This window comes from Flavobacterium poyangense, assembly GCF_011751075.1.
Classification (GTDB): domain Bacteria; phylum Bacteroidota; class Bacteroidia; order Flavobacteriales; family Flavobacteriaceae; genus Flavobacterium; species Flavobacterium poyangense.
This window is the reverse complement of record NZ_JAALLN010000001.1, coordinates 215301-228569: the sequence shown is the minus strand read 5'-3', so window position 1 is coordinate 228569 and position 13269 is coordinate 215301. Positions and strand designations below refer to the sequence as shown.

Annotated in this window: 15 protein-coding genes; 2 read left to right on the top strand and 13 right to left on the bottom strand. The window is 34.4% G+C overall.

The features are described 5' to 3' along the window. Positions 1-191 precede the first annotated feature (191 nt). From G3A47_RS00930 to G3A47_RS00915, 4 genes are all read right to left on the bottom strand, one after another. Positions 192-1067: a class I SAM-dependent methyltransferase gene (locus tag G3A47_RS00930; RefSeq protein WP_166919555.1), complete on the bottom strand. Its 876-nt coding sequence runs from the start codon at positions 1065-1067 to the stop codon at positions 192-194. Positions 1068-1112: 45 nt separating this feature from the next. Continuing rightward, a complete protein-coding gene (locus G3A47_RS00925) occupies positions 1113-1538 on the bottom strand; it encodes a DoxX family protein (RefSeq protein WP_166919553.1) in 426 nt (141 codons plus the stop codon). Between the two features lie 140 nt (positions 1539-1678). Then, positions 1679-2179 (bottom strand): SRPBCC family protein, encoded by a 501-nt coding sequence (locus tag G3A47_RS00920; protein ID WP_166919551.1) that lies wholly within the window; start codon positions 2177-2179, stop codon positions 1679-1681. Next, positions 2169-2495 carry an ArsR/SmtB family transcription factor gene (locus tag G3A47_RS00915; RefSeq protein ID WP_166919549.1) on the bottom strand — a complete coding sequence of 109 codons (327 nt, stop codon included), beginning with the start codon at positions 2493-2495 and terminating at the stop codon, positions 2169-2171. The genes G3A47_RS00920 and G3A47_RS00915 overlap by 11 nt, the downstream gene beginning before the upstream one ends. A gap of 180 nt (positions 2496-2675) precedes the next feature. Here G3A47_RS00915 and G3A47_RS23635 point away from each other — a divergent pair, with 180 nt between their 5' ends. Then, complete coding sequence (locus G3A47_RS23635) at positions 2676-3131, top strand: hypothetical protein (RefSeq protein ID WP_208328325.1); 456 nt, start codon at positions 2676-2678, stop codon at positions 3129-3131. Positions 3132-3637: 506 nt separating this feature from the next. On the opposite strand, the gene G3A47_RS00910 is transcribed toward G3A47_RS23635, so the two are convergent. The 9 genes from G3A47_RS00910 to lysA all read right to left on the bottom strand — a co-directional run bounded on the left by G3A47_RS00910 (position 3638) and on the right by lysA (position 10826). Then, positions 3638-4819 (bottom strand): hypothetical protein, encoded by a 1182-nt coding sequence (locus G3A47_RS00910; RefSeq protein WP_166919547.1) that lies wholly within the window; start codon positions 4817-4819, stop codon positions 3638-3640. 109 nt (positions 4820-4928) lie between these two features. Further along, a complete protein-coding gene (locus G3A47_RS00905; protein ID WP_166919545.1) occupies positions 4929-5486 on the bottom strand; it encodes a hypothetical protein in 558 nt (185 codons plus the stop codon). 29 nt (positions 5487-5515) lie between these two features. After that, positions 5516-5998: a GNAT family N-acetyltransferase gene (locus G3A47_RS00900; protein WP_166919544.1), complete on the bottom strand. Its 483-nt coding sequence runs from the start codon at positions 5996-5998 to the stop codon at positions 5516-5518. 4 nt (positions 5999-6002) lie between these two features. Continuing rightward, on the bottom strand, positions 6003-6365 hold the full coding sequence (locus tag G3A47_RS00895) for a hypothetical protein (RefSeq protein ID WP_166919542.1): 363 nt from the start codon (positions 6363-6365) through the stop codon (positions 6003-6005). Between the two features lie 103 nt (positions 6366-6468). After that, complete coding sequence (locus G3A47_RS00890; protein WP_243860363.1) at positions 6469-7371, bottom strand: helix-turn-helix domain-containing protein; 903 nt, start codon at positions 7369-7371, stop codon at positions 6469-6471. A 306-nt stretch (positions 7372-7677) separates the two neighbouring features. Beyond that, positions 7678-8127 (bottom strand): hypothetical protein, encoded by a 450-nt coding sequence (locus tag G3A47_RS00885; protein WP_166919540.1) that lies wholly within the window; start codon positions 8125-8127, stop codon positions 7678-7680. 651 nt (positions 8128-8778) lie between these two features. Then, positions 8779-8934, bottom strand: a complete 156-nt coding sequence (locus tag G3A47_RS00880) for a hypothetical protein (protein ID WP_166919538.1) — start codon at positions 8932-8934, stop codon at positions 8779-8781. Continuing rightward, positions 8931-9401, bottom strand: a complete 471-nt coding sequence (locus tag G3A47_RS00875) for a DUF6934 family protein (protein WP_166919536.1) — start codon at positions 9399-9401, stop codon at positions 8931-8933. The genes G3A47_RS00880 and G3A47_RS00875 overlap by 4 nt, the downstream gene beginning before the upstream one ends. 201 nt (positions 9402-9602) lie before the next feature. Further along, the gene (gene lysA, locus G3A47_RS00870) at positions 9603-10826 is read right to left on the bottom strand and encodes a diaminopimelate decarboxylase (RefSeq protein WP_166919534.1); all 1224 of its coding nucleotides are present in this window, start codon (positions 10824-10826) and stop codon (positions 9603-9605) included. Positions 10827-11015: 189 nt separating this feature from the next. Here lysA and G3A47_RS00865 point away from each other — a divergent pair, with 189 nt between their 5' ends. Next, positions 11016-13148, top strand: coding sequence for a TonB-dependent receptor (locus G3A47_RS00865; protein WP_166919532.1), 2133 nt, complete (start codon positions 11016-11018; stop codon positions 13146-13148). Positions 13149-13269 lie beyond the last annotated feature (121 nt).

The following is a 13269-nucleotide window of genomic DNA, read 5'->3' as shown; positions in this document are numbered from 1 at the left end:
TGGATAGAGAAGGGTGGTTAGGGGAGTTTTTTTTCAGATTTTGCCCTTCGGCTTCGTTCAGGGTGACATTTGGAATTTACCCTTCGGCTTCGCTCAGGGTGACATTTGGAATTTGGAATTTATATTTTGGAATTTCAAAACGTGTATATTTATTCCGAAAAAAAATCATTGATCAAAAGAATACTAATTTATCAGTAATCCTTTTTTGCCATGGCAACCCTGTAAAATTCATATCCTTTTTCATTTCGATTGGGCAAGTACTTTTTCCGATATTCTTTTGCACCTAAATCTTCAAGGAGAGTCAGATTAAACTGTTTCAAGTAATCGGGCAGTTCTGACGGGAGAAAACCAAATGTCCAATGTTCTTCGAGTTTTTCTAAATCTTTCAAAAGTTTTTCGCCACCCAGAAAAGAAGAAGGATCGGTTAGGATTTCCTGATGTACATAAGTGAAGATAATAACACTGCCCTTTGGAAATCTGGAAATAAAAGTAAATGTTTTACTTATTGCGGCAGCCGTTAAATAGTTAGTAACACCTTCCCAGATCAGGGTTGTAGGTTTTGTAAAATCAAAATGATATTGCACTGCTAATTCATCAAGACTTTGTTTATTGAAATCAATTTGGCAGTAGGTAATGTTCTCCGGAGGTTTTCCAATTCGTTTTTTAAAGATGTCAATTTTAAAATTTGACGTATTGGGATGATCGATTTCTATTACGGAAGCCGATTTTAAAAAGTCAAGACGTAAAGCTCTCGTGTCAAAACCAGCACCTAAAATAATGACTTGAGTAATGCCTTCTGAAAGGGAAGATTGAAGTAAATCATCTATATATTTTGTTCGTGCCAATCCGGACGAAAAGGCACCCGGAATTTTATTTTGAATCGTGGTGCTGATGTACTTTCTAACCCGTTTGTTTTTGGACAAACGTACGGCTAGTCTAAGTTTGAGGTCTAAAAAATGGATGGCATAAGGATCATAAAATAATCGATCGTTAGAATCGCGCTGACTTTCCAATGCTCTGAACAGTGCCATATATTGTGCAGTTCGACTTGTCTTGTTGGCTTTCATGATTTAGTTTTAAGGGATTAGAAATCAAAAAAAACAGAAACATCTTTATCGGTTAGAAATTACAGTGTCAAGCTCCAGATATTTTTCTTTAAGTAAACTTAGAGCAAAACAAGCCGCAGCACCGGTAAAAACGGAATAATCGAGAGGCGCTTTTATTCCCACGGAAAACACCATTGACAATCCGAAAAGCAATAATAAATAACCACTTAGTTTGGCAAACAATTCGGTTTTAAAACCAACTAAAAGAAAAACCGGAAAAATAATTTCAAGTGCGGTTGCCATAATTCCAAGAGGTGATAATAGGCTATCAGGAATCAGTGGATTCAATACTTTTGTGTAAGCAAGGAAGTTTTCCCAATTTCCCCACACCGAATTTTCTTTGCTCCACAATCCAAATCGGTCTGCCACAGCAGAGAGAAATCCTGCTGAGATCGCAAGACGTAAAAAGAGTTTGACTAGTTTTGAATTCATATCACGGATTTAAAAATTAGTACCATAAACGAATTTAAGAAAAACAATGCTTCTTTGTACAAAACAGTTAGAACATATTTAATGATATTCGATATTGTAGAGACACACAGCTGTGCATCTCTACAACTGTACATTTAGAATTATTTTCCGGCTTCAAGGATTTTATCTAAATTTTCAAGGATGCATGTAAATCCTTCTTTGAAACCCATTTCAAGATATTTTTCAATATCGGCTAATTGCTTGTGTTTTATAAGTACATCAACAATGGTAAGATCTCCCTGCTCGGAAAAAGAGACACTCCAGTTAGAACGTGGAAAATCTGGATTTATATTGCCTTCGCTATCGCAAAAAGCTCCCAGCGTTGTAAAGTTTGTTTTTGGAGAGATTGAGGTATAATCTACCAAAGACCAATTTTCGTGACCTTCAGGGCTTACCATGGCGTAGAGTCTGTGACCACCTACTTTAAAATCCATGTTTTTTGTTTTAGACTTATAGGGAGCAGGAGCCCACCATTGGTCGAGGATTTCAGCTTCGGTCCAGGCAGCCCATACGCTGGCAATTGGAGCATTAAATTCACGTTTTACCTTAACCGCACAATTTTCTTTGTCTACGGTAAAATTCATTAAAAGATTAGTTTTCATTTTCTTTAGCTTTTAAATTCATTAATACTTGATCTAATTGATTGAAACGGTTCTCCCAGATTTCTTTAAATTGTTCTAACCATTTATCTATTTCTTTCATTTTGTCGATTTTAAGCTGATAGTAGATTTCTCTACCCATTTTTTTTTCCTCGAGCAATTCACATTCGTTAAGAATTTTAATGTGCTTTGAAACCGCCTGTCTTGTAGTATTAAATTGTTCTGCAATGGTATTTGGCGTTAAGGCACTGGAAGAAATTAGTACTAATATGGCTCTTCGGGTCGGGTCGGCAATGGCCTGAAAAATATCTCGTTTCATTGTTTGTTTATTTTAATACGCAATCAATTAGTTGCAAATATATGCAACTTTTTGGTTTCGCATTATGTTTTTTTACTTTTTTTCGTTGATTGAAGAATATGTTATCAATTTGATTAAGCCAAATGTTAAATAATAGGTTATCTTTAGGCTTTTTTAGATTTTAAAAAATAACATAAAATAATGGAAAATATTTTTTCGTACAGACAAATGCTTCTTCTTGTTATCTTAGGTGGTTTTTTGTTGTTGTTTCTTCCATTTACACTAGATTTTTTCTTCGCTTCCGGTCTGATAGGAAATGTATATGATGCAAGTCATGATTCAACCTCATTTTCGGTTAACTATTTTCAGGACTGTTTCAATTTTATTAATAATTTTAAATATCCGTTCCGATTTCCTTTTATAGAAGTGTTGGGGATTTTTATGGTATTAATTTTACCTTGCTCTATTTTATTAGAGTTTGTCTTTTTTTATAGACGCCGTTACAAAACCGTACTTATTTTATGTATCATTTCTTTAATGTCTCTTTTGGAATTTTCATACTCTCATTTTGAGTATTTGCAATATGGTTGTGGTCTATTGATTCTACAGCAGTTATTTTTACTTTTAAATTTAACTTTAAATAAAAAACTGAGATAAAAAAGGGTTTGGTGAAATGCGTATTGGGGAGAGAGGGATCAAGCTTAAAAGTTGTGGACTTTTTATAAAGTTTCCTTCTTCTGTCAGAACGTATAGTTTGTTTAACCGCAAGGTACACAAGGATTTTTGTTAGCTTTTATTGCAGAATCGCAAAGTTTCTTTTTATACACGCAGATTTAGCAGATATTTTTGCTCTGTGATTTCGATAAAAACAATCTGAATAAATCTGCTAAATTTGCGTGAAAAAATTTCTCTGCAAACTTAGGAGTCCGCAAAGCTTTTATCGAAACTGTTATTTTTTATCTTAGCGAACCTTGCGCAAAACCTTTGCGCCCCTTGCGGTTAAATAAACGCAATATTTGCGAAGATTTTTATCTCTCCATAAGTTTTCGTGTCGATCCGGAAAGAACAGAAGGTTGGATATGTATACTGAATTGACTTAGTAAGGCATAAAAAAATCCCATTTGCTTCGTAACAAATGGGATCCTATTGATCGTTTTAGTTTATTATCTGAATCTGTTTCGGACAATGATATTTTTGAATTTGGCTTTTAGATCTTCTCCGGTATCAAAAACCATTTGTTCATTATTCGGAAATGGTACAGCACGTTTATTAAAATAGCCTAAATAATTTTCATCACATGCATTTCGGTCTCCACGATAAGTTGAATAAATGTTTTCAAAAACAAACTCGCTGGTAATAGGAAAGGACTGCATAAGCTGATTGGTTTTCAGATCTACATAGTCTACTTTTGCTGTTACTTCACAGGACTTAAATTGTCTGTATTCGTAGATGTTAACTTTGAGCGTTTTATAATTGTCTACTTTTATCGGGCGACCTAAACTGTCTTTTACTGGTCTTCCTCTGCTGTCTAAAAGCGTTTTGAGCCCGTCTTTAATTTGTTTTTCTTTTACAAATTCTTTTTCTTTGACTTGCTCGGGTGAAATAAAGATCTCTCTGAAATTTAAGACCAGGCCATAATCGTAATTGACATTTCTTTGTTTTACACTATGGTAAACCGTCCATTTGTCGTTTAATCCGTAAGTGCTGAAATCTAATAAATCGTTCTGTAATTGTTTTGGAATGATCATATTGGTTTCGTTTGTAGCATAAACATTCACAAAGTCAGTCCCTTTAAACAATGCATCATCCATTAGTTTTTTTGCATTCTTGTAGTTTGGATTAATACTTTCAACATACGCCAAATCATCATACGCCTTTCTGGAATCTAATTTGTTTTTTGATTTTAGAAGGATTTGAGCATTATCATAGAGGTATTTAGAAAGTGCATTTTTACTGTTCACAATTTGTGTAGAATAATTATCAAACGGAAAGCTGGCATTTTTACCTTGTTTCAATAATGGAAGCGGTAATAAAGGTCTGATTTTTTCCTGACGATTATTTAGTTGTACATAAGTATTGTAGATGCGTTCGAAATTGGCAGGATTTTTTTCTTTATCCATCATTTCAAGATTTCGCAAATCCCTGTCTTTGGCTTTGGCATAGGCTTCTTCAAGCAAATACACATAATCTTGTTTTCCTTTGGAGTCTTTTTTGGTTCTTAATGCCTCAACAGCACGGTTTATGGCACCATCGTAATCTCCGTCACTTATAAGCGACTGCGTTGTTTTTACGCCACAGGATAACGCCAAAAATAGTATAGAAATGAGTAATGTAATTTTTTGCATGGGTATAACTTTTGAAGGTGTAAAGATATCTTTTTTAACATTCAACAACTATGCCTTTTTTAGAATTTAATTTTTAGATGCCGTATAGTATTTATATGTGCAAACAGAATTACTCCTGTTGAATCCATTCGTATTTTCCGTTTTTCAAATAAATAATTCCTCCCCCGCAACTTTCCTCAGCGTGGATAAAGATTCCGTCATTTGGAAGTTTGATTTTGTCTTCTTCTTTTATTTCTTCATCCCCCATTATTTCTCCATCCTCATTTACATTATTCCAGTAAAGCTCATTTTTAGATGCTTTTTCGAATATTCCTGCCCAGTCAATTTCATCAAAACCCTGTTCGAGAATAGTAGTTCCCATTCCAAAGTAATCCGTTCTTTTTCCGTTTCCGAAACTAATTCGCAAACCACTTTTATCACTTTTCTTGCCTCTGACGATTTCAACAGTTTCATTTAATCCATCGCCGTCTAGGTCGCAAAGAATTTTGTTTGTTTTGTGTTTTGTTGAAAGTGTGATGGTGTCCGATGTATTAGTTTCAGTTGCTTTTTGTTCCGGTTTCTGAGCCGAATCGATTTTTACAGTATCAGTAGTTTTGTGGTTGGTTTCGGATTCTTTTTTACAGGAAATAAGTAGGGTAAGGCAAATAGTTAAAATTTGGATTCTCATGTTTTTTGAAATAAATAAAATAGTGTAAGTTAATGTTCGATTCTCATATCATGCCAGACCATACCTGCATGAACAGAATTTGAAATTCCGGCATCATAAAAGCCAAATTTTTCGTAATAGTGGACAAGTCCGGCTTTGCAGGTTAATACCACGCCTTTTTGGTTTTGTTGTTTTGAAAAAGCAATAATATGATCGATTAATTTACCGGCATAACCTTTTTTCTGAAAGTCAGGAGATACAGCCAGGCCAAAAACCGACTGCCATTTTCCGTTAGCATCATGAAGATCGGTATTTTTAAACATTTCATCAATAATCACATCGTTATCGGTTACCATTCCGTTGATAAACCCAACGATTTGTTCCTTCTCCTCCAGAACAAAAAAATGATGTGGAAAAGTTTTTAGTCGTTTTTCTAAGGTTTCTAACGATGCTGCCTCTTCAGCGGAGAAACAGAGATTTTCAATTTCGCTAATTGTATGGAGGTCTTTAATTGTGGCGGTTCTGATGGACATGGTTTTATTGTTTTCTATTTTTTATTCGATACACAATTTCCCAAAACAAAACCGATAAAATTGCATTTGCCATCAATGCCGTTTTGACTCCATAAGCGTCATATTTTGGAAACAAATGTAAATCTCCAATTTTCAAAGCGATGAACAGCGCTAAAACGGCAATTGCAATAGAGCAGATTATATTTAAAAGTGGTGTCCATTTTAACACCAGAAAAGAAAAAATAATATTGATTAGCAGAAAACCGCAGCCTAGAGTTATAAATCGGTGATCTTTTAATTTCTCGCCAAGTTCCAGTAAAAGTGAAGTTGAAAAACTATAGGTTAGAAATAATAGGGAATAGAGCAGAATTCGTATTTGAGGTTTCATTTTTATGGTGTTTTAATTTCCGAAATTACGAATTAAAATTAAAGATTAAATGAAGGTCGCTGTATTCCCGGAAGGATTTTTAATTTTCTCTGTTTTGCAGACACTATGTTAATAAAGTCAGCCCTGTTAAATCAGCTTTTCCGTTTTTAAGAAATTCATAGGTCATTCGGTCCGCACGACAGTCAATAAATTGAATGCCTTTTAATCTTCGGCCTTTAAAAAAAGTATTTATAAGTGTTGCGTTCTTAAAAGTTACTTTTGTAAAAGAACAGTTTTCAAAAGAACATTCTTCTATTGTGTCATTAAAGACAGCATTAGAAATATGTGACGATATAAATGTCGACAGATTCCAAATTGCATTTTCTAAAATGCAATTTTTAAGTTCTGAGGTGTTTATTTCAACTCCTGAAAAATTGGCCTTTGAAAAATTGCAGTTTTTAATTTCACTTGAAGAGAATTCGGTGTCTATGAGTAAACATTCAACAAACTGATTGTTTTCTAAGTTTGAAGCGCGAATTTTACTATTCCTTAAATCTGAATTAGAAAAATCGCAACCTGTAATATTGTTGGATTGGAGTGTTAAGTTCGATAAGTCAGAATCAATTAATTTGCAGTTCTTCATATTCGAAGCGCTGAATTTGTCTTTAAGGTTATTTAGACCCGAAAAATCTGCATCGACCCAATTCGCTGCTGGCATGTTCCAATTTAAACCTAAAGTAGTTTTAAGTTTTGCTGTTGCTATCGCTATAGCTGGTTTCCAAGTCGCTTCAATTTTGTTTTCTGAATCCTTAGAATTGAATGTATCAGAAAAATAGTTTAAGTCCACGCCCAGGATTTCGGCAAGTCGGTTTAAGGTAGCAATGTCAGGCATTGATTCGCCTCTTTCCCATTTACCAACTGCCTGAGAGCTTATAGAAACTTGTTGCGCAAGATCAGCCTGTGAAAGATTGTTTTTCTTTCTGGCCGCTGAAATTTTATTACCTAGTGATTTTGAATTTAGCATCATAATTATTTTTTTAATTGATACTGCAAAGCTATAGTGACTCATTGCCTGTTTACAAAAAAATGCCGCTACCAATAGTTGTTTTTACGCTACTTATAGTTGTTATTGACAACTTTTGGTGGTTTTTGGTATACACACCCATTCCTGTCCTTCCGATGAAGGAAAAATCCACTGGAAGTTCCATACAGAATTTCACCAGTCTTTGACGGTTTACGGTTGTAATTTACTTCATCTATTTGTTATCGTATGGGACTCCTTCGTAATCTTTGTCTGATGATAGCATTTTTCTCGCTTGTACTACTAAGGTTCTTATTGCAAAAGCGCCTCTATTTTGGCTTCCGATTTTTCCTTAATCGGACTATTGGGATGAAAACTCCAAACGATCAGAAATTTTCCTTTTGCCAGATATTCCTCGGGATGTTCGTCGGTTGGTTGCCCTTCTTTTCCCCATAACATTCCTTGTAGAAATCTATCGCCTTTGAACACGTGTTCAAATTCAAAATACATGATAGAGCCACTATCAGATTTACTTTTAAAACTTTGAATCTGTTTGCTTTTTAAGATTCCGACAATATTGCTGTACGTTTCAATATCATTATAAAAAGTGCAGGCCTTAGGAGAAATACAAACATTACCCTGGTTTAAGGTATAACTTTTTGGAATTTCTTTGGTTTTTAGTTTTAAGTCAGCCATAGTCTGGCTAAATAAATTAGTGGTGAGTAACAGGAATAATGCCGATAGGGGAATGGTGATTCTCATGGTTTGGGGACTTGGGTTTACTGAGCTAAAATAGTTTTTTTATTTGAGCCAGTTGAGTTTTATTTTGTGTAATCTTTTCTTCATTTGGATTGATATTGGGAGCGGGTTTCGATTTCGCTCAGCCTGACAATTTTGATTAAAATATAAGTAGGCACAATCTGCGTGCAAGAAACTAGTGTTCTAAGATTGCAGAAACTATTTTTTTTGAATATCATTCGAGCTCAGAACGCTGTATATATACTTTGCGGAATTTCTTGTGTGTTTTCTCCTTCGTCGAAAAGACAAACCAGATGAATCAAGTGAGGAGTCTGTAAATCAAATTACCTTACACCTTCAGGAAGTTTATCTCACTTTTAGAAAAACCGCAAGTAAAATTTATTCGCTCCAGTTTGTCTTTTCGACGAAGGAGAAAACACAGCTGTAATTCGTCAAAGATTGGCGACATTTTGCATGGAGGTTACATTGTGATTTACTTTGTTTATTTGCTATTGCCCGGGTTTTCTTTGACGATAGGGCACAATTGGGTGGCAAATAGGGGGCTTCGACTTCGCTCAGCCTGACAATTATTGTTAAAGTATAAATGGGTACAATCTGCGTACAAGAAACATAAAAAAAAACCGTTCGATTTTAGTGAACGGGAATAGTATATGTTTAAAAACTAAGATTAAAATTCATTTTACTTATTTCATCGAGTTTGCCGGACTTAAACTTAATGTTTTTAAATTCATTAAGTGATGGGTCTACCAGTACTTTTGCATTTTTATTGGTAACTCTGGCGGCTATAACTATTTTCTTTACACTTTTCATATCTTCTTCCTTTTAATTAGAAATCCATCAAAGTCTTTTTTATAATCAAATGGTTCATCTACGATTTGATTATCAATTATTCTAGCACCAAATATATCAAAAGTTTCTGATAATTCCTTTAGGTTTAACATTATAGCTCGTTTATAAGTATTTGTTCTTCTGGTATCTGTACCTCTAAAAAACACTGTTATATGCGGATACACGATTGTAAATTCATAGGCAGTTTTGGCTACAGTTGCTAATACAAGCCTTATATTTCCATTATCATTTGTAATTTGATCATCAATAATGTACTCCTTTGTAAAAGAATTGTAGATTAAATCTCCGAAACCCAAATTATAAATGAACGGATTGTTAGTAGGGGAGTAAATCACTATCTTTCTAAAATCGCCCTTGTCTCCAATACTTGTGAAATTAAATATTGTAGAAGATTCGTCTTTCGAGATGGCATATTTATCTAAATTCATTAAACAATGTAATTTCTTACAAATGTAATAATTTATTGATGAAGTTGTTCATTGGTTTAGAATAAGAATTTTGGGACGGGCTTCGACTTCGCTCAGTCTGATATACACATTTCTAAAAAATCTAAAATCTAAAATCAGAAATCTACAATAAAAAAATCCCGTCTCAATTAAGAAACGGGATTTAGAATGACATTTTTTATTTTAAGCCGTTACAGCAGCTTCCTGTGGTAACGAGATTTGATTTTTAAGTAAATCTTCGAATGTTTCACGTTCACGGATTAAGATTCCTTGTCCGTTCATCCATAAAACCTCAGCGGGTTTGTATCTGGAGTTGTAGTTGGATGCCATCGAGAAGCAATAAGCTCCTGCATTTCTGAAAGCCAGTATGTCTCCTTCGGTGATTTCGTGAATTCTGCGGTTGTTTGCAAAAGTATCTGTTTCGCAAATGTATCCTACAACAGAGTAAAAACGCTCTTTTCCTTTTGTATTTGAGATGTTCTCAATATGGTGAGAAGAACCGTAAAACATCGGACGGATCAAATGATTGAAACCACTATCGATTCCTGCGAAAACTGTTGATGTGGTTTGTTTTACTACGTTTACTTTGGCTAGAAAGAAACCTGCTTCGCTCACTAGGAATTTACCCGGTTCGAAAATTAAGGTTAAATCTCTGCCGTATTCTGCGCAGAACGAGTTGAATCTTTTAGATAATTTTTTACCCAATTCTTCGATGTCTGTTTCGATATCGTCTTTTTTGTATGGCACTTTGAAACCACTTCCGAAATCTAAAAACTCTAATTCTTTGAAGTGTTTGGCTGTATCAAATAAAATTTCGGCAGCATACAAGAATACTTCAATATCTAAGATGTCCGATCCGGTGTGCATGTGAATCCCTACAATGTGCATTTTGGTGTTCTCCACAATTCGCAATATATGAGGAATCTGGTGTACAGAAATTCCAAATTTACTATCGATATGTCCCACAGAAATATTGGCATTTCCTCCCGCCATTACGTGTGGATTGATACGAATACAAACTGGTATATTAGGGTGTTTTGTCCCGAATTGTTCCAGGATCGATAAGTTGTCGATGTTGATTTGTACGCCCATAGCGGCTACTTCTTCGATTTCTTCTAAAGAAACTCCGTTTGGTGTAAAAAAGATTCTCTCAGGTTCATAGCCGGCATGAAGTCCTAATAAAACCTCTTGAATAGATACGGTGTCCAGACCGGATCCCATATTTTTTAATAACTGGAGAATGGCAACGTTTGATAATGCTTTCATAGCATAATTAACTCTTAAGTTTTCTACTTTAGAGAAAGCTTTGGTTAATCGATTGTACTGAGACTGAATCTTCTCGGCATCATAAACATATAATGGACTCCCAAATTGGTCTGCTAACTGCAGTAGATCTTTTGCTTGCATTTGTAAATTATTTTAGACAAACTTATTACTCTTTTGGCGATTGGCAAATTTTAAAACGAAAAATAACAAATTATAACAAATTGTTATAAAAATGAAAATTTAAAAAATGTAATATTTGAGTGTTAATTATTGTTATTTAGAATTAATAAAAATTACATTTGCAAAAAACTTGCATTTTAAAAATTATTTATGAAAAGAATTACTATATTTTGCTTATTCAGTCTTGCGATTTCGACAGGATTTGCTCAGGAAAAAGCAAAAGATACATTAGCTACAAACAATTTAGATGACATTATTGTAACGGCAAGCCGTAAAAAAGAAAGTATAAAAGAAGTGGTTTCTTCGATTACTATTGTTGGGGAGAAAAAAATTCAAAGCCAGAGTACCATTAATTCTAATATTAGTAATATTCTGCAATATACGGTTCCCGGTTTGGCTACGGCGAGCAATCAGACTTCGAATTATGGGCAAACGTTAAGAGGGAGACCTTTTTTGGTTATGATTGATGGAGTGCCACAATCTACACCATTACGAAATGGAGGTCGGGATTTACAGGTAATTGATCCTTTCTCTATCGAAAGAGTTGAGGTAATTAAAGGAGCGACATCAATTTACGGAAATGGAGCTGATGGAGGAATTATCAATTACATCACAAAGAAAAATCATAAGGACAAGCCTTTGACAGGTTCTGTACAATTGGGGATTATAAGCCAACCCAAAAGTTTTGCGGAATCGTTTGGATACAGAGGATCAGCTTCTATAACAGGAAAACAAAACCGATTTGACTATGTTTTAGGATTTACTAACGAAAGAACGGGAGTCATAAAAGATGCTAATTCGGTTAATACGTCTCCTTTTTACAGTTTATCAAATCTAGACACGTACAACGGGTTAGCAAAAATCGGGTATCAATTATCGGATAAACAACGATTTGAGTTTTCTTATATTGGTTATGCATCTAAGTCCTTTTTAGACCAGGATGTTAAGATTGGTAAATGGGGCGAGATTCCAACTATTGGGGTTGAAGCTGGTAAGAGGTTAGGAACTCCGGAGGGAACTCCTAGAAATCATAATTTTAAATTATCGTATACAAACTCAGAAATTTGGAATAATACGGCTTTAAATGTGAATCTCTATTTGCAGGATTTCAGAACGGTTTACGGATATGACAGAGATCAGTTTTTAAACGGAGGACAATCTAATGTGGCTTCAAAAAAGTTGGGATTGAGATTTAACTTTGATTCGCGTCTTTTGTCAAAAGACAATTACAAAGCCGATTTGATTTATGGTATGGATATCCTTCAGGATGCTACCGTTCAGAAGTTAGAAGACGGACGTTCGTGGACACCACAAATGAAAATGCAAAATACAGCGCCATTTGCATTAATCAAATTTGATGCCTGGCAGAAGTTTACTGTGAAAGTCGGAGCGCGATACGAAAACATAAAGGTTAAAGCAGATGATTTTGAAACGTTGTCCATCTTAAATACTAAGAATAATACGTATACCAAAAGTATTTTTGTAAAAGGAGGCGATTTAGAATACAATGCCTTTGTCAGTAATATTGGTTTGAGATATAATATCAGACCGGAGGTAAATGTTTTTACCAGTTATTCCCAATCTTTTTCGATCAATGAAGTAGGTCGTATTTTAAGATCTTCTACAGAAAGTGTGATCTCAAAACTGCCTACAGATCCTATAATTGTAAATAATTATGAAATGGGTGTAGCGGGAACTATAAAAAAATGGATCAACTATGAGCTAACCAGTTTTTGGAGTACTTCAAAATTAGGAGCTACTTCTATTCAGTTGCCTGACGGTTCTTTTGCCATGCAGCGTGCTCCGGAAAACATTTGGGGGTATGAGGCCATTTTAAACTTAAAACCATTTGATTTTTTAAGTTTTGGTGGAGCATTCGCCTGGATAGAGGGTAAAGTTGATAATGATAATAACGGAAGCTACGAGAAATATATTAATGGTTCCCGTATTATGGCTCCAAAACTTACCACTTATATTCAATTGCGTCCTGTAAAAAACTTGGATATAGAATTAAGTTCTTTACATAATTTTAAAAGAGATCGATTTGATCCGAACCCTACTACAAATTTGTATGCCTTTAATGAGGGTCGGGTAAAACAATATACTGTTTTTAATTTGAGCAGTTCTTATCTTATTAATGATTCATTCAGATTAGGATTAGGAGTTGAGAATTTATTCAATAAAGATTATTCTCCAAACATGGCATGGTGGCAAGCGAGAGATAAAGACTTTGTCAACGCTCCGGGAAGACGTGCTACGGTACAAATTCAATTTAATTTCTAAATTCTTTAGGTTAAATTTTTCGATTTGGCGCTTAGTCTTTATTATTTTTAGACTAACAATTTGAATTAAATAAGAAACCCCTCTTTTTAAAATTTTAAAAAGAGGGGTTTTATTTTAAGAA